The organism is Pseudofrankia sp. DC12, from assembly GCF_000966285.1.
GTDB lineage: Bacteria > Actinomycetota > Actinomycetes > Frankiales > Frankiaceae > Pseudofrankia.
Genome location: NZ_KQ031391.1, coordinates 1,101,304 through 1,117,986 on the forward strand (window position 1 = coordinate 1,101,304; position 16,683 = coordinate 1,117,986).

14 protein-coding genes and 1 pseudogene are annotated in these 16,683 nt (G+C 72.3%); 3 read left to right on the plus strand and 12 right to left on the minus strand.

The genetic code is table 11. The features are described 5' to 3' along the window. Positions 1–2 precede the first annotated feature (2 nt). From FRADC12_RS04505 to FRADC12_RS33730, 5 genes and pseudogenes are all read right to left on the minus strand, one after another. A complete protein-coding gene (locus FRADC12_RS04505) occupies positions 3–770 on the minus strand; it encodes a class I SAM-dependent methyltransferase (RefSeq protein ID WP_045875676.1) in 768 nt (255 codons plus the stop codon). Between the two features lie 217 nt (positions 771–987). Next, entirely contained in the window at positions 988–1,542 is a 555-nt protein-coding gene (locus FRADC12_RS04510) for a MerR family transcriptional regulator (RefSeq protein WP_052710681.1), read from the minus strand. 82 nt (positions 1,543–1,624) lie between these two features. Next, positions 1,625–3,673: an MFS transporter gene (locus FRADC12_RS04515; RefSeq protein WP_232303608.1), complete on the minus strand. Its 2,049-nt coding sequence runs from the start codon at positions 3,671–3,673 to the stop codon at positions 1,625–1,627. 599 nt (positions 3,674–4,272) lie between these two features. Continuing rightward, complete coding sequence (locus FRADC12_RS04520) at positions 4,273–4,899, minus strand: endonuclease domain-containing protein (RefSeq protein ID WP_232304215.1); 627 nt, start codon at positions 4,897–4,899, stop codon at positions 4,273–4,275. A 141-nt stretch (positions 4,900–5,040) separates the two neighbouring features. After that, positions 5,041–5,217 (minus strand): annotated as a pseudogene (locus FRADC12_RS33730) (type IV toxin-antitoxin system AbiEi family antitoxin domain-containing protein); the annotation flags it as partial. Between the two features lie 334 nt (positions 5,218–5,551). Here FRADC12_RS33730 and FRADC12_RS04525 point away from each other — a divergent pair. Further along, positions 5,552–6,445 carry a GNAT family N-acetyltransferase gene (locus tag FRADC12_RS04525; RefSeq protein ID WP_232303609.1) on the plus strand — a complete coding sequence of 298 codons (894 nt, stop codon included), beginning with the start codon at positions 5,552–5,554 and terminating at the stop codon, positions 6,443–6,445. A gap of 28 nt (positions 6,446–6,473) precedes the next feature. Here FRADC12_RS04525 and FRADC12_RS04530 read toward each other — a convergent pair whose 3' ends face one another. Next, on the minus strand, positions 6,474–6,956 hold the full coding sequence (locus FRADC12_RS04530) for a peroxiredoxin (protein ID WP_045875679.1): 483 nt from the start codon (positions 6,954–6,956) through the stop codon (positions 6,474–6,476). A 141-nt stretch (positions 6,957–7,097) separates the two neighbouring features. On the opposite strand from FRADC12_RS04530, the gene FRADC12_RS04535 reads away from it, so the two are divergent. Further along, the gene (locus FRADC12_RS04535; protein ID WP_502685227.1) at positions 7,098–7,688 is read left to right on the plus strand and encodes an SGNH/GDSL hydrolase family protein; all 591 of its coding nucleotides are present in this window, start codon (positions 7,098–7,100) and stop codon (positions 7,686–7,688) included. Here FRADC12_RS04535 and FRADC12_RS04540 read toward each other — a convergent pair. The 3 genes from FRADC12_RS04540 to FRADC12_RS04550 form a co-directional block, all read right to left on the minus strand. Then, positions 7,685–8,353 carry a hypothetical protein gene (locus FRADC12_RS04540; protein ID WP_045875680.1) on the minus strand — a complete coding sequence of 223 codons (669 nt, stop codon included), beginning with the start codon at positions 8,351–8,353 and terminating at the stop codon, positions 7,685–7,687. The two genes, FRADC12_RS04535 and FRADC12_RS04540, sit on opposite strands and share 4 nt — an antisense overlap. A 178-nt stretch (positions 8,354–8,531) precedes the next feature. Further along, positions 8,532–10,691 carry an acyl-CoA dehydrogenase family protein gene (locus FRADC12_RS04545; protein ID WP_045875681.1) on the minus strand — a complete coding sequence of 720 codons (2,160 nt, stop codon included), beginning with the start codon at positions 10,689–10,691 and terminating at the stop codon, positions 8,532–8,534. A 60-nt stretch (positions 10,692–10,751) separates the two neighbouring features. Continuing rightward, positions 10,752–11,777: an MBL fold metallo-hydrolase gene (locus FRADC12_RS04550; protein ID WP_045875682.1), complete on the minus strand. Its 1,026-nt coding sequence runs from the start codon at positions 11,775–11,777 to the stop codon at positions 10,752–10,754. Between the two features lie 434 nt (positions 11,778–12,211). Here FRADC12_RS04550 and FRADC12_RS04555 point away from each other — a divergent pair, with 434 nt between their 5' ends. Continuing rightward, positions 12,212–13,090 carry an acyl-CoA thioesterase domain-containing protein gene (locus tag FRADC12_RS04555; RefSeq protein WP_045875683.1) on the plus strand — a complete coding sequence of 293 codons (879 nt, stop codon included), beginning with the start codon at positions 12,212–12,214 and terminating at the stop codon, positions 13,088–13,090. A gap of 274 nt (positions 13,091–13,364) precedes the next feature. On the opposite strand, the gene FRADC12_RS04560 is transcribed toward FRADC12_RS04555, so the two are convergent. From FRADC12_RS04560 to FRADC12_RS04570, 3 genes are all read right to left on the minus strand, one after another. Then, positions 13,365–13,964, minus strand: a complete 600-nt coding sequence (locus FRADC12_RS04560) for a GNAT family N-acetyltransferase (protein WP_502685228.1) — start codon at positions 13,962–13,964, stop codon at positions 13,365–13,367. Further along, entirely contained in the window at positions 13,874–14,200 is a 327-nt protein-coding gene (locus FRADC12_RS04565; protein WP_157488689.1) for a type II toxin-antitoxin system TacA family antitoxin, read from the minus strand. Before FRADC12_RS04565 ends, FRADC12_RS04560 begins: the two co-directional genes overlap by 91 nt. Positions 14,201–14,267: 67 nt before the next feature. Beyond that, positions 14,268–16,010: a proline--tRNA ligase gene (locus tag FRADC12_RS04570; RefSeq protein ID WP_045875685.1), complete on the minus strand. Its 1,743-nt coding sequence runs from the start codon at positions 16,008–16,010 to the stop codon at positions 14,268–14,270. Positions 16,011–16,683: the final 673 nt, after the last annotated feature.

Sequence of the window (16,683 nt, forward strand, 5' to 3'; positions counted from 1 at the left end):
GGCTAGCCGGGATAGGCGGTGATCAGGCGCAGTGCGCCGGTGAACTCGTGCTGGAGGCGCAGCGCGGCGTGGCGGCGATCCCAGGCGCCGGACACCAGGTCGGCGCGGAGCTGGGCCACGCCACGGGCGACGATCTCGGGCCCGACGAAGACCCACGGGGACTGCGCTCGCCGGATCATCGGGTCGAGGAAGCATTCGGGCCGGCCCAGAAAGGCCTCGATGAAGCCGTCGCAACAGTCGGCCGGCACCGGCACGGGCGTGACGACCGTCGTACCGCCGAGGGCCGCGACGATGCGCCCGATTGAGGGCATCCGACGGCGCTCGTAGGCGACCAGCTCGGGCACGTACTCGACGAGCCAGTTCCGGTCGAAGGCGTCGCCGTCGAAGGTGAGCAGGACAACCGGGCCGCGGCTGACCCGGCGCAGCTCGCTGAGGCCACGCTCCAGGTCGGCCCACTGGTGGACCGTGTTCGTCGCCATCGCCGCGGCGAACGCTCCGTCGCCGAACGGCAGCGCCTCGGCGACCGCGGCGACGACCTGGGCGTGGCGGGTGTGCCGCTGCGCCCGCATCCGGGCCGACGGCTCGACCGCGACGACGCACCGGCCGACGGGCTCGTACGAGCCGGCACCGGCGCCGACGTTGACGACGGTGCACGCGTCACCCAGGGCGGCATGCGCGAACGCGGCGATGCGCGGGTCGGTGCGCCGGCGCTGCGCGTAGCCGCCGCCGTGGGTCTCGTAGTCGAAGTCGCCGGCCGTCGGGGCGGTCACGCGAGCCTCCTGAGCCGGCGTCGGCCACCGAGGAGCGCGACACCGGCCGGACCGACCCCGTCGGGCCCCGGTCCGGGTCTCCTGTCGCTCGCACTGGGCGGCGGGTGGTTGCGGGGCCTCCCAAGTCCACGACACCCGGCCCGCAACGTCCACGGAATTTCCGCTGGCCTGAGGTTCGGGACCCGATCGCGCCGCCAGTCGGGCCGCCGGCCGGCCGTCAGCCGGGCAGGGTCTCGCGGAGCCGGTCGTTGCGGGCCACGCGGGCGTCCAGCTCGTCGCGGAACGAGACCAGGCTCTTGATCTTCCGTTCGACCTGGTCGCGCAGGTTCAGGTACACGCCACGGGCCTCGTCGAGCAGGCGGACCCGGTCCTCTGTGCTCGCCACAGCCCAGTCCTGCCGGACCCGGGCCAGCCGGTCCTCATGGCCGAGGATGTCGCGCACCTCGTCCAGGTTGAAGCCGAGCAGCTGCTGGAGCTCCCGGATGCGCCGGACCCGGGCCAGGTCGTCCGGGCCGTAGAGCCGGTTGCCGCCGCTGGTACGTCCCGAGGGGGTGAGCAGGCCAATCTCCTCGTAGTAGCGCAGCGAGCGCACCGACACGCCCACCTCGCGGGACGCCAGCCCGATCGCCAGCAGCGTCGGCTCCGTGGCCGCGCCGGCGGGGCTCGTCGCGCCGTCGGCCGTTGCCGGGGCGTCAGCGCCGGGACTGCCGGCTAAGGCCGGGCCGCCGGCAGTGTCGCCGCGAGTGGCGGCGATCGTCCCACTGTCCGTCATGGCCTAAGTATTCCCATTGGACGGCCCTGGGCGCGCGCCGCGCGCCGCCCAGAGCCCCATGTCGGCCGGTTCCAGCCCGTCGTCAGGTCGCCCGGTTGCCGGCCGGCAGCCCGATCGCGCCGGTCGAGTCCGTCGCCTCGGTTGGGTCGACGCCGCCCACGCCACCGACGCCGCCGCCGCCGGCCACGCCACCCACGCCGCCGCCGACGCCGGCCACGCCACCCACGCCGCCGCCGACGCCGGCCACGCCACCCACGCCGCCGCCGACGCCGGCCGCGCCGGCCGCGGCGGCCGCGGCGGCCGCGGCGGCCGCGGCGGCCGCGGCGGCCGCGGCGGCCAGGCCCGCGGCCGTCTCCGCGACGAGGGAGCGGTGCACGGGCTGCTCATTGCCGCCGCGCAGCCAGGAGACGACCGCCCCGATCACGCAGGCGAGCGCCGCGAACGCGAACGCGAGGTGCAGGCCGTCGCCGAACGGGCCGGAGATCAGGTGTGGAAAGAACTCCTGCCCGGTCAGGTAGCTGGCCTTGTCCGGCGGCAGGGTCGAGAGGGTCGACGAGCCGATCAGCTGCTGGATCGGGTTGTAGCCGAGGAAAGCGGCGAAGAGGCTGCCCACCGGCGGAATGCCGGCGATCTCGTGCGCCTTCGCGGCGGGCACCCCCTGGGCGGCCAGGCCCGAGAACAACGTGTGCGGCAGCGAGGCCGCGAGGCCCAGGCCGATCACCGTGAAGAAGACGCCGATCGAGAGCACCTGCGCGGAGTTCTGGAACGTGTTGAGCATGCCTGCACCGGCGCCACGCCGGTTCGGCGGCAGACCGTTCATCACGGCCGCGGTGTTCGGGGCGGCGAACAGGCCCATCGACATGCCGATGAGCATCAGGGCGAGCGCGAACCCGATGTAGTTGAAGTCGATCGGGATGACGTCGAAGATCCCGAAGCCGGCGGCGCTGACCAGCATGCCGACCGTCGCGAAGGGCCGGACGCCGTAGCGGTCGGACAGCCGGCCGGCGATCGGCCCGGAGATCAGGAAGCCGACCGTCATCGGAATCATGTAGATGCCCGCCCACAGGGGCGTCCGCTCGAAGCTGTAGCCGTGCAGCGGCAGCCAGATGCCCTGCAGCCAGATGATCAGCATGAACTGCAGGCCACCGCGGGCGAGCGCGCCCAGCAGACCGGCGATCACCCCCATCGTGAAGCCGCGCCTCTTGAACAGCTCCAGGGCGAACATCGGGTCGCTGACCCTGGTCTCGATGAAGCAGAACCCGGCCAGCACGACGACCCCGCCGATCATGGCGGTGAGCACCCACGGGTTCGTCCAGCCCATGGTGTGGCCGCCGTAGGGCTGCAGGCCGTAGACGATGCCGACCAGCACCGAGATGAGCCCGACCGCGAAGGTCAGGTTGCCCCACCAGTCGATCTTGGCTGGGGTGCGCACGCCGTTGTCCCGCAGCTTCACGTACGCCCAGACGGTGCCGAAGACCCCGAACGGCACGGAGACGATGAACACCAGGCGCCACTCGATCGGGGCCAGCAGACCGCCGATCAGCAGTCCCAGGAACGAGCCGGAGATCGCCGCGACGCCGTTGACGCCGATCGCGAAGCCACGCTCGTTCGCCGGGAACGCGTCCGCGATGATCGCGGACGAGTTCGCCATCAGCATCGCGCCGCCGACGCCCTGCACCACCCGGACGATGATGATCCACAGCGCCGCCGCGTCACCGTGCATCCAGGTGACGGCCAGCAGGATCGACGCGGCCGTGAACACCGCGAACCCGAGGTTGTAACAGCGGACCCGGCCGAACATGTCGCCGACCCGGCCCAGGCTCACCACCAGCACCGACGTTACGAGCATGAAGCCCATCAGGATCCACAGGAAGTACGAGGTGTTGCCCGGGGCCAGCGGATCAATGCCGATCCCGCGGAAGATGTCCGGCAACGCGATCAGCAGGATCGACGCGTTGACCGTGGCCATCAGGATGCCGATGGTTGTGTTGATCAGCACGGTCCACTTGTAGCCATCACCCCGGCCGCCCGCACCTCCCGGTGGCGACGCCGCGCTCCGTAGTCGTGACCCGGTCCCGTTCAGCGCTGTGCTCTCCGACGCCGTCACGACTCCCGACGCTACTACCTCCATCTCACGTCAACGTGAGATCTGGGCCGCCTTCTCCCTCACACTCGCGCCCCCGACCGACTCGACCGTCCGGCCCGAGGCGCCGGTGCCGTATCAGGCTCGACCGCGGGCGCGCGACGGCAATGCCGCGCCGGGCTCGACCGCGGGCGCGCGACGGCAATGCCGCGCCGGGCTCGACCGCGCGACGCGCGGTGCACGGCGCCAGTACCGCGACGGGCTCGATCGCACGGCACTCCGCACCCGGCGCCAGTTCCGCCACCCTCGAGCACCGACCCCGCAGCCAGCCCGACCTCATCCCCCGCGCCCAGCCCCCAAACTGGTCAAATTCCCCTGCGCAGCCAGTGATCAAGGTGGCCTTCCGCCCCACCAGGACGCTTTGATCACTCGTTGCGCAGGCAAAACGACGTCGTATACCCCAATTTGTCGCCTTTTTTCCTGCGCAGTTCTCGATCAAGATGCCGCAGTTGCCCAGCCAGCCGGATGATCGGCGTCTGCGCAGGCAAATCGGCGCCACGGATCGGCCGGGACCGCAACAGCGAGCCAGGCGCAGTCTGGGCAAGCCGGGAGACCGGCCGGTGTCCGGCGGTCAATGACGTACCGGCTTAGAAGGTCGCGGGAGGAGTCGCCAACAGGGCAGCTACCTGCGCGACGATCCAGCCGGGCCGGTGCTCCACATCCCGCCAGGTGACGCGCTGCAACCGCCAGTGGAGCCTGACCAGCGCGTTCTGTCGATCACGATCGCGATACGCGGGGGCAGGGGCCGAGTGATATCCGACGCCGTCAGCTTCCAGGCACACCCTGCGGGACGGCCAGGCCAGGTCGACTCGGGCCACGAACGCGCCCTCGTCGCTGAAAATCCGGTACTGCAATTCCTCGGGCCGAAGGCCCGCATCTGCGACGATCAGGCGAACGTGGGTCTCGAGCGGCGATTCGGACCGCCTATCCACCTCCGCGAGCCAAGGACGACGGCCGGCCGCGCCGCGCCGGCCGAACATCTGCGCGAGAACCGGCCCCATGTCAGGAACCCAGCCCGCTCGCAACCCGGCATCGAGTGCCGCCACCGCATGCGCCCGGTCGAACGACAGCGCGAGGTCCGCGAGCGTCCGCGCCGGCGACGTCATGGGTATTCCAGCCAGGCTGTGAACGTCCCGGGCCTCGATCTCGCCGACATGGATGACGGCCCCCGAGAAAGGATCTCGCGTACCGCGGCGGCCGACCAACAGATGCACGGGCTCCGCGGGCCCGGCCAACGGAAGCGCGTCCAGGCCGGCAAGCCGGGCCGCCGTGACTCCGCAGACCACCGCGTCCGGCCGCCGGTGAATCACCGCGCGCGCCCGTCCCCGCACCGGATCGGCGCCGGGGACCAGGTAGGTCGCCCGAGCCGCCCGCGCCCACGCGCCAGAGCGGACCAGCCACCTGAGCCGCCCCTCGCTGAGCCCGGCCTGCAATGCCTGCTGGCGGGTGATCATTCCGTCCTGGCTGCGGGCCACCCGGAGGGACTCGGCCAGGGTCAGGTCCGCCTGTGGCCGGCGTTCTCGATCTGTCACGGCCCCAAAGGCTGCGCGACCGAGCCAGGGCAGGCAAGCCAGTCACCGCGGCTGTGGACAAGCAGCGAGGCGGTGGAAAACGCCTCGGGCCCGACCGGCCGGGAGCACCCGGACACCGGTCCGACACCGGCGACATTCGCCGACGACCTGCGGACGCGGGGGCCTGAGAAACCGACGGGGCACGGTCAGTCCTGGGGACAAGCCTCGACGTCCACCGACCTGGGGACACGCTCCGGCCCCGGCACAGCCCTCGGCTCGACGTTCGATCGACCCGAAGTGCGTCGACGCCAGATTTCTCTGCCCAAAGTCAGAGGATATGGAGGATGCGACGGCGGTGGTGCGGCGGTTCAACCGGGCGTACACGCAGCGGATCGGCGCGCTGGAGGAGTCGTTTCTCGGATTGGGGCTGCCGCTCGGGACCGCGCGGCTGCTGTTCGAGATCGGGTCGGGGCCCACGACGACGCAGAAGTTGCGGGCGCGCCTCGGTCTGGACTCGGGATATCTGAGCCGCCTGCTGCGCCGGCTGGAGGACGACAGGCTGATCGCCGTCAAGCCGGACCCGCAGGACCGCAGACGCCGGTGCGTCGGCGTGACCGAGGCTGGGCGGCGGCGCTGGCGGGAGCTGGAGGAGCGGTCCGAGGAGCGGTCCGAGGAGCGGTCCGAGGACCGTGCCCGCCGGCTGGTCGAGCCCCTCTCCGCGCGGCCGCGGGCCCGGCTGGCCGCGGCGCTGGCCGAGGCCGACCTGCTGGTCCGTGCGGCCACGGTGACGTTCGCCGCGGTCGACCCGGCCGGGCCGGTGGCTCAGGCCGCGGTCGGCCGCTACTTCGCCGAGATCGGCCGCCGGTTCGGCTTCGACGCGAGCGGAGAGCCCGAGAAGGACGCCGCCGACCTGGCCCGGCCGCGCGGGATTCTGCTGGTGGCCTGCGACGACGGCGAGCCGGTCGCCTGCGGCGGCGTGCGGGCTATCGCCGACGGTGTCGGCGAGGTGAAGCGCATGTGGGTCGACGACGCCTGGCGCGGGGCGGGCCTCGGCTCCCGGCTGCTGCTCGAGATCGAGGCCGCCGCCCGCGCGCTGGGCCACCGGTCCGCCCGCCTCGACACCAATGGGGCGCTCGTCGAGGCGATCGCGCTGTACGAGCGTTGCGGCTACCGCCGCACCGCCCGCTACAACGACAGCCCCTGGGCCACCCACTTCTTCGAGAAGGCCCTCGACCCGGCTGACGGGTGAGCCCCCGGCGCCGGATGACGGCCCGGCGTCACAGGCGGGTGAGGACGGCCTCGCACGAGCTGACGTCGACGCCGCGCTTGGGCTCGACGTCGAGGTTGCGGATGACGCCGTCCTCGATCACGGCCGCGTAGCGCTGGGAGCGGACGCCGAGGCCGGCCGCGGTCATGTCACCCGTGAGGCCCATGGCCTCGGCGAACTTCGCGCTGCCGTCGGCGACCATCACGATCTTGCCACCGACGCCCTGCGACGCGGCCCAGGCCTGCATCACCCAGGGGTCGTTCACCGAGACGCAGGCGATCTTGTCGACGCCCTTCGACGCGAGCTCGTCCGCCTGGGCCACGAACCCCGGCAGGTGGATCCTCGAACAGCCGGGCGTGAACGCACCCGGAACCGCGAACAGCACCACCTTGCCGGAGCCGAGCAGCTCGGCGCTGCGGACGGTCACCGGCCCCTCCTCGCCCATCAGCTGGACCTCGACATCCGGAACCTGATCGCCCACCGCGACCGACATGAGCCCGCCTCCAGTCCAGTCGAGGCACATCACCATCGACAGCCATCTCGCCAACGGTCCCGCAGGGCCGCGCTGAACGCAGACTATGTGGGGAGGCAGACGGTAGCGCGGCGGCGGAACGTCGCTTCCGAGAATCGGAGCGTGTCCGGTATGGGTGAGGTTGGCCGTGGCTTCAGCCTCAGGAGACGGCTGCGGAAGGCGTTACGGGTCACCGTGGGGGGACTCGCCGTCGCGGTCACCGCGGCGGCCTGCGGAGGCTCGGGCGCGGCGGGCGGCAAGACGTCCGCGGACCCGCGGACCCGGATCATGATCATCGGCGACTCGCTCACTCAGGGGACGGCCGGCGACTACACCTGGCGCTACCGGCTGGCCGCGCATCTGTCGCTCTCGGCGCCCGGCCGGGTCGACTTCGTCGGCACCCGCGACGACGTGCACGACAACGTCTCCGACACGGCCGGCTCACACGCGTACCTCGACCCGATGTTCGACAGGCAGCACTCGTCCGTCTGGGGCGACTCGCTCTACCTGGAGAACCCCAAGGTCGAGGGTGTGCTGAAGCAGGTTCCGGCCGACGTGGTCCTGCTCGGCGGGAACGACCTGGAGTTCCGGACGAACGCGCCGCAGACGGTCGCCAAGATCAAACAGTTCCTCGACAACGCCCGCAAGGCCAGCCCGAGGCTCACCTTCGTGCTCGGCCACGTAGGGCCAGCCGGGGCCCGCGGCTGGCCCTAGGAACGCGGCTCCACGTACGGGTGGACGTAGAAGCCATCGTAGAACGGGGTGAACCAGGCGCTGATCGGGTCCGCGGCCCGGGAGCCGCCGAGCCCGGGGGCCTCGTCGAAAAGGCGCAGGTGCGCGTCGTTCTCGAAGGCCTGCTCCTCGAAGAACTGGTAGCGCGCCCGTGGGTCGTCGTCGAGCCCGTAACGGTCGAGCAGGCTCGCCGCCTCCTCGACGACCAGGTAGAGGGCCAGCTGCTCCGCGAGGCAGGCGATCGGGATCCAGTCCGGCTCGGCCAGCCGGCCGGTGACGCTGACCGTCGCGACCAGCAGCTTCTTGGCGAACTCGACCGTGTAGTGATGGCCGTATGCCGGCGGCAGCCGCAGCAGCGGCCCGTCCACCAGGAGGTCGGACGCGACGCGCGTGCTGGTGGACAGCAGCGCGGCGATGTCCGCGCACAGGTCGTCGACGAACGTCGTACACGCCGTGACCAGCGCGCCGGCGGCGACCACGGAGTGGTCGCCCTCGGTGCCAGGCTCCGGCTCCCGGGAGGTCCGGGGACCGGCGGCGTCCAACACGAACGTGTCGACGTCGAAGGCCCGCAGCGAGCGCGCCGCCCGCCGCATGTGCGCCGCCGCGTCCGCGCGCGCCTCGACGTCCACCCGCCCACGCCGCCCCACTGTGATCTCCTCATCTCGCGCCGGGCGCCTGCCGCGCCCGCTCGAACCCGGCGCCAACCATAGCGATTCGGGCGAATCGCCGGCCAGTGCGAGCCCGCCCATCGGCTCCGGCCGAGGCGTCGCATCCCGCCGGTCCCGGCCCGCGGGCAGCGCGGATGCCGGGCCGGCGGAGACGCTGCTACTTCAGCAGTGGGTCGCGGGGCAGGCCGAGGATGCGTTCGGCGATCTGGTTGCGGGTGATCTCGGAGGTACCGCCGGCGATCGTCATCGCGCGCCAGGACAGCGCCGAGCGGGCCGCCATCGCGCCGGGGCCCTCCAGGAACGCGGCGTCCGGCCCGGCGAACGCGAGCGCGAGGTAGGCGGCGTCGCCGATGTGCTCCGCCAGGGCCAGCTTGGTGATGTTGCCCTCGGGGCCCGGCTCGCCGCCGGCGACGGCGCGTACCGCGGAACGCAGGTTGAGCTGGCGCAGCGCCAGCCCCGTGGCGAGGCAGCGGCCCACCCACTCGGCCGCGCCGGGGAACGCGTCGGGCTGGGCCTTGTAGAGTTCGATGGGGTCGCCGGGCGCGGGGGCGCCGACCCCGCCACCGATGCTGACCCGCTCGTTGCCGAGGGTGGCGCGGGCGACCTTCCAGCCGTGGTTCGGCTCGCCGACGACGTCCGCCTCCGGCACGAACACGTCGGTCAGGAAGACCTCGTTGAAGCCGCTGTCGCCGGTGGTCTGGCGCAATGGGCGGACCTCGACGCCGGGGGCGTTCATGTCGATGATCATGACCGTGACTCCGGCGTGCTTCGCGGCGGCGAAGTCGGTGCGCACGGTGGCCAGGCCGCGCCGGCAGTACTGGGCCCCGCTGGTCCAGACCTTCTGGCCGTTGACGACCCAGCCGCCGTCCGCCCTCTCGGCGCGGGTGCGCACGGCGGCCGCGTCGGAGCCGGCGGCCGGCTCGGAGAACAGCTGGCACCAGATCTCCTCCCGGGTCAGCGCCTTGCGGACGTACCGGGAGATCTGGTCGGGGGTGCCGTGCTGGACGAGGGTGAGGATGTTCCAGCTGGTGATGCCGTAGTCCGGGCGCCGCACGCCGGCCGCGGCGAACTCCTCGCCGATGACGAGCTGCAGGCCGGCCGGCGCCTCGATGCCCCACGGCTTCGGCCAGTGCGGCTGGACGTAGCCGGTGTCGATGAGCCGTTCGAGCTGCTCCTGCTCGGGCAGGGCGGCGAGCTCCTGGGCCAGCGCGCGGACCCCGGCGCGGGCGGCCTCGACCTCATCCGGCAGGTCCAGCGACGCGGCCCGGGCGGCGCCGGCGGCGGACAGCCTCGTGAGGTCGGCCGCGGCGGCCTGGGCGCCGAGCACCGCGGTCAGGGTCGTCGCGCGGCGCAGCAGCAGGTGGGCGTCGTGCTCCCAGGTGAAGCCGATGCCGCCGTGGACCTGGGTGCTGAGCGAGGCGTTGCCGGCGTACGCGGGCAGCGCGAGGGCCGCGGCGCTCGCGGCGGCCAGCGACAGCTCGTCGGCGCTCGCGCCGTCGGTGGCGGCGCGGGCCGCGTCCCAGACGGCGGCGGTGGCGAGCTCCGCGGCGACCAGCATGTTCGCCAGGTGGTGCTTGATGGCCTGGAACGAGCCGATCGGCCGGCCGAACTGCTCGCGGACCTTGGCGTACGCGGTCGCGGCCTCGGCAGCCTCCAGCGCGCCGCCGACGGCCTCGGCGCCGTAGATCACCCGGGTCAGCGCGACCGCAACGGGCGCGGCGCCGGGAAGAACCTCCGCGGGCGTGACCCCGTCGAGCGTCAGGCGAGCGGACCGGCGGCCCGGGTCGAGCGCCTGCGGGACGGTGACCGTCAGGCCGGTGGCGGTGGCCGGCACGACGACGACGTCGTCCCCCGCGACCAGGACGAACAGCGAGGCGAGCCCACCGCCGAGGACCACTCCGCCGTCGCCGGAGACCTTCCCGTCAGCCAGGGCCAGCTCGCCGAGCAGGCCGACGGCACCGACGGTGTCTCCGGCGGCGAGGCCGGGCAGCAGGCTGGCCTGCTGGTCCGGCGAGCCGGCGGCCGCGAGAACGGCGGAGGCGGCGACGGTCGGCACGAACGGCCCCGGCGCGACGGCGCGGCCGAGCTCCTCGACCACCACCACCAGCTCGTTCAGCCCGGCTCCGCCGCCACCGTGCTCCTCCGCCAGGTGGACGCCAAGCAGCCCCAGGTCGGCGAACGGCTTCCAGAAGGCGGGCAGGCCTTCCTCGTCCGCTTCGAGTAACGCCCGACCCGCGGCGCGTGCCTCGTGCGACGTGAGGAACGCCCGCGTCGTGCGGGCCAGCTCGCGATGCTCCTCACTGATGGCGATCGCCATGACCAGACCTCCCGGCTTGTCGAGCTAGAACATAGTTCTAGCCGGTGGCTCGGCGCTCGCTCATTCGCCGACCAGCTGCCAGGTGGGCGGCTCGCCGTCGAGCTCGCGCAGGACGCCGCGCTTCTGCAGTGCGCGCAGGTGGGCCATACCCTCGGCCAGCGCGGCGCGCTTCATGAATCCCTCGACCTCGTGCCACGGGCGTGACCAGGTCATCCGCTGGCAGATCTCCCAGGCCGTGACCGCCCCGCCACGGATCGCCGTCACGATCTCACGGAACCGCTGCTCGTGATGGGCGCGCAGCTCCGCGAGCCGCCGGGACAGGTCCGGGATGCGGAACTCGTGAGCCGGCAGCACCTCGTCGGCCGGGTACTGCTCGACCTTGTCCAGCGAGCGCAGGAAGTCACCGAGCGGGTCGGCGCTCTCGGCCGCGGCGAACGGGATGTTCGGCGTGATCCGGGGCAGCACGTGGTCGCCGGCGAGCAGCAGCCGGTGGGCCGGCTCCCAGAAGCACAGGTGGCCGGGCGAGTGGCCGGGTGTCCAGATGGCGCGCAGGTCCCAGCCGGGGACGTCCGGGCGGTCGCCGTCCTCGATCAGCACGTCCGGCAGCGCGGGCTTGGCGCCGGCGGACCCGGGCGGCAGCGCCGCGGTCATCTTGGCGATGTCGGCGGCGGGGACGCCGCCTCGGACCAGCAGCCGGTTCATGCCGGCGACCAGGTCCGCCGGCTCACTGGTGAAGAACCGCAACGCCGCCGCGTCGGCCGGGTGCAGCGCGACCCAGGCGCCGGACTCGGTACGCACCCGGTCGGCCAGGCCGTAGTGGTCGTGGTGCATGTGGGTCGCCAGGACTCCGCGGATGTCGCTGACCTGGTAGCCAGCGAGCGCGAGGCCGGCGCTGAGGGCGTCGTAGGCCTCCTCGGTGTCCCAGCCGGCGTCGACGATGTAGCCGCCGTTATCGGCCTCGAACAGGTAGACGAAGACGTGGCGCAGGCCGGCGGACGGCAGCGGCACCGGGATGCTCCACAGCCCCGGCCGCAGCCGTTCGACCGGCGGCAGCTCCACACTGGGCGGCTGGGTCAGCGAGGTCATCCGGCCCTCCGGGCGGTCACGGCGGACCGGCCGCCTGGTCCCGGCTCGCCCCCGAGCCGCGCACTGGCTCCGGCGCTCCCGCGCCGGCGGGCGCCCGTTGGTCGAGCGCCCCGGCCGGTTGATTGTTGATCATTGACAACCAAATTTCACCGTACTCTCGCGAAATCCACGGAGGCCTGGGAACCGGAGTGTCATCCTCCACAACTTGGCCAGGCCACACCTGGGCATAGCGGGGCGTACTGGGCCAACGGTTGCGGCCGGTGGCCGGCCGGCGGTACGACAGGAACGGCACTTGTCCGGCCCGCCCAACCCCAGCCGAGGAGGGGAATGTCCGACGGAGTGCTCGTCGAGGCCGGTGGCGGGATCATGACGATCACGTTGCGCCGGCCGCGAGCGAACAACGCGATCACCCGGGCGCTCAGCGAGGCCGCGCCATGACGACGACAGAGCCCACTCCCCCGGCGCCGGCCGCCGCGCCGGCCACGCGGACGGCATACTTCCAGGCCGTCGGCGACGGCACGTACCTGCCGAACGACGTCGCCGCGGGGGTGTGGGCCGCGAATTCGATCAGCGGCCGCATCCTGGGCGGGCTGGTCGCACACGTCGTCGAACGGGAGCAGTCGCGCCCGGGCTACCGGCTGGCGCGGCTGAACTGCGACATGTTCCGCACGCTCCCGTTCGCGCCGGTCTCGCTCACGACGCAGACAGTCCGCGACGGCGGACGGATTCGCGTCGTGGACGTGCTGCTCGCGCATGACGGGAACCTGTTCGGCCGGGCGACGGCGGTGTTCCTGCGGCCGGGGGCCAACCCGCCGGGCGAGATCTGGCAGCCCGAGCGCGGCGTGTGGCACACGCCCGACCCCACCGCCCCGACACCACGGCCGCAGCAGCTCAACCCCCGGATCGACGGCCGGCCGATGCTGCCCGACGTGGTGGCGCCGGACACCCCGCTCGGCCCGGTCCGCGTCGTCCAGCGCGGGGGGATGTGGGTGCGCGAGCTGAGCGCGATCGTCGAGGGCCGGCCGATGACCGGGCTGGTCCGGGCCGCGATGGTGGCCGACCTGACCAGCCCGATGACCCACAAGGGCACCGGCGGCATCCAGCACATCAACACCGACTGGACGCTGACGCTGGTCCGCGAGCCCGTCGGGGAGTTCCTCGGGGTGCTCGCCGAGGACCAGTTCGGCGTCGACGGCATCTCCTTCGGCCGGGCCACGATCCACGACGCCGCCGGGCTGCTCGGCTCCTGCACCATCACCGCCCTCGCGAACCCGGGACGCGCCGACCCGAACCGTTTCCCCCGCAACAGCTGACGGGCCGGCCGGCTCGCGCCAAGGCCTCCGCTCGAACCCGGCGCGACCGAGACGCCAGGGCGGCCGGACAAGTGAAAGCCAGAAGTTGGGCGGGTAGCTGCCATGATCGCGGTCGCTGCTCCGACACTGTCCTAACTCGGGCCAGGCCGACCGGGGCGGGGCTCACCCACCTCCTCGCTGTCCTACCTCGTGGTCGTCCGCACGGGTCCTCTAACGACCACCAGGTCTGACTGGGCTTCTCCGCCGGACCTACCTTGCCGGGAGCGGGCACCAGCTAGGTCGACGCGGCTCCGCCCATCGGCGCTCGGGCGTCTTTCAGGAGCAGAAAAAGGTGCAGCGGATGGGCCGGGGACGGTTCGAACCCCAGGTGCAGGTAGAACCGTTTTGCCTGCTCGTGCAGCGCGTGGACCAGCAGCGCTCGGACGCCGACGATCTCAGCCGCCGCGACAGTACGGCTGATCGCGTCCCGCAACAGGTGGGAGCCCAGCCCGCGGCCCTGCTCCTTGAGGTCGACGGCGAGCCGTCCCAGCAAGATAACCGGGATGGGATCAGGCATACCCCGACCGATTCTGCGGCTGGCCTCCTGTCGCTGGACCGCGCCGGTGACCAGGGCGTAGTAACCCACCACACGTCCGTCACGGCAGGTGACGAAACAGCGAGAGACGCCCGCCGCCTGATTGCCCAGGGCGCGTTGGCGTAGCCATTCGTTCAGCGAGTGCTCACCGCTGTCGAAGGTCGCCAGGTCGTCGGAGGCGGCGATGGGCCTGGGAGCCGAAGAGCCGCTCACTCGAAGAGTGACTCCTCGGCGAACAGGCGTTCCAGCCGCGGTTTGCTGACCACCGGGCGGTCGAGGACGGAGAGGAACTCGGCCCACGCCTCGTCCCCGAGCGTGAACAGGCGCTGGTCGGCCAGGACATCCTTCGCCCTGGCGACGGCCGCGGCCACGGTGAACTCGGTAACCGTCGTCCCCTCGGCCTCGGCCGCCGCGCGGATCAGCGCAGCCTGTTCCTCGGCCAAGCGCACAGCGATTCGGGAACTCTTGACCGCCGCCACACCCCAAGCGTGTGCCTGGTCGGCGTACAGGTCAAACGGCTGCACCAGCGCGGACATCGTCCCACCCCCTTCGCGACTGGTGATGGCTAAGACAGTACCCGACCCGGCAGGATGACCGGGACCCCTAGCCGGTCATGGGGATTCCCGCGATCAGGTCGGGAAGTTGGGCGAGGGCGGCTTCGGTGACGGTGGAACGGTCGCGGGTGCGAAGCTCGGCGATGCCCTCGGCGGCGCGGCGGCCGAGGACGACCTGGAACGGGGCACCGATGAGGTCGGCGTCGGCGAACTTGACGCCGGCGGACGCGCCGGCCCGGTCGTCGACGAGCACGTCGAGGCCGGCCGCGGCGAGCGCGTCGGCGACCGACCGGACCAGCTCCTCGTCGATCTTGCGGCCGAGCGGGATCACCTGCACGTCATAGGGCGCCAGCTCGGCCGGCCAGCGGATGCCGTGCTCGTCGTGATGCTGCTCGATCACGACGGACATCAGCCGGCTGATCCCGATGCCGTAGCAGCCCATCAGCGCCGGGCGCTCCACGCCGGCCGCGTCGAGGAAGGTGGCCCCCAGGGGCACCGAGTACTTGGTGCCGAGCTGGAAGATGTGCCCTATCTCCACGGCTCGCTCAAGCGTCAGGGGCCCGGAGCCGTCCGGCGAGGGGTCACCGGCGCGGACGTTGACCACGTCGGCGAACAGGTCCACCTCGAAGTCTCGGCCCAGATCGGCGCCGGTGAGATGGTAGTCGGGCTCGTTCGCGCCGATGGTCCAGTCCCGCCCGGCCGCGACGTGATGGTCCGCGAGGATCCGGCCGACCCGGGACGCGAGGCCATGGGGGCCGGCATACCCGCGTACCAGGCCGGGGTGGGCCGCGAAGTCGGCCGCGTCCAGCAGGGCCGGCGTCGCACCGAGCACCCGGGCCAGCTTGAGCTCGTTGACCTCCCGGTCTCCCGGGCACAGCACCGCCACGACCTCACTGCCCTCGGCCGCGGGAACCTTGTACAGCAGGCATTTCAGAACCTGGCGCCGCGACGTCCCCAGCAAGGCGGCGACGTCCTCGACGCTCTGCGCGCCAGGCGTGTGCACCCGGGCCAGGGGCTGAGTGCCAGGCCCGGCCGGTGCCGGCTGGGCCGCCGAGGCCGTCTCCAGGTTGGCCGCATACGTGCCGGCCGGGGCGAATGCGACGAGGTCCTCGCCGACCTGCGTCGGCGCCATGAACTCCTGGTTGCGGCCACCGCCCATCTCGCCGGCCTGCGCCTCGACGGCCCGGAACCGCAGGCCGCAGCGGGTGAAGACCCGTTCGTAGGCGGCGTACATCTCCTGGTAGGTCTCGCGCAGCGATTCCTCGTCGGCGTGGAAGGTGTAGGCGTCCTTCATCACGAAGTCCCGGGAACGGATCAGCCCGGATCGGGGCCGCAGCTCGTCCCGGTATTTCGTCTGGATCTGGAAGAGGCGCAGCGGCAGGTCTCGGTGGCCGCCGAGCTCGTTCGCGACCAGGCTGGTGACCAGCTCCTCGTGCGTCGGGCCAAGGCAGAACTCGGTGCCCTTCCGGTCGACGACCCGGAACATCAGGTCGCCGTAGTCGCCCCACCGGCCGCTGCGTTCCCACAGATCGCGCGGCATCAGCGCCGGCATGAGCAGCTCCCGGCAGCCGGCCGCGGCCATCTCCTGCCGGACGATCGCCTCGATCCGGCGCAGCACCCGCAGCCCGAGCGGCAGGTAGCTATAGACCCCGGACGCGGCCTTGCGGACATAGCCGCCGCGCACCAGCAGGCGGTGGTTGGCGGTCTCCGCCTCCGCCGGGTCCTCGCGCAGGGTGCGGACGAAGGTGCACGAAAGGAGGTCAACGCGGGAAATGGAAGCCTGAACAGGCATGGGAGGAGACTCCATCGTTGCGGTGAGGCGTCATCGACGGACGACGCTTCGAGGGTGGCCACCGGACTGCGCGCGTCGTCACCCGACGCGTCGCCAGACGTCGCCGCCGGGCCACCCACGCAGGACGGCCCGGCTACAGCGGTCGGCGCTCCACCCTGACAACCCGCACTGAAGATCTCCTCGGCTGAGCCTTCGTACCTGGGCTCCGTCGGCACACGACCATGTGCCGACGAGGCAACGGCTCAACGGTACCGGTCAAGGCTGCGATGGCGTGCGCCTGCTGCCGGTCCGGCCCGAATGCGACGACGGCGGGGGCGGCCAAGATGATGATCGGGCCGGCCGGTCTGGGGCGTACTGGCCGCTTGAATGCACCAGCCCTGGCCGCAGAGACCGGCCATTCCAGGGGGACGCCCGCGTCAATTGCGTGAAGGAGGGCCAGATGGGGCTCGACGCCCACCCACTGTTCATCCCACCCTATTCTGTCGACGCACTGCGCCGCCCGCGCCGAAATCCGCTCCATCGGAGCCTGGCCCACCTGTACACCCCTGTACACCGGGATCTGGGAATCATCCGGTCGCGGCCAGCCCGAAGGCCGATGGACGACCGGCGAACAGCGCCACCATCCAGTCGATCCGGCGACTCCCGAAGGCGGCTCCATCCCGGACCGGTGCGC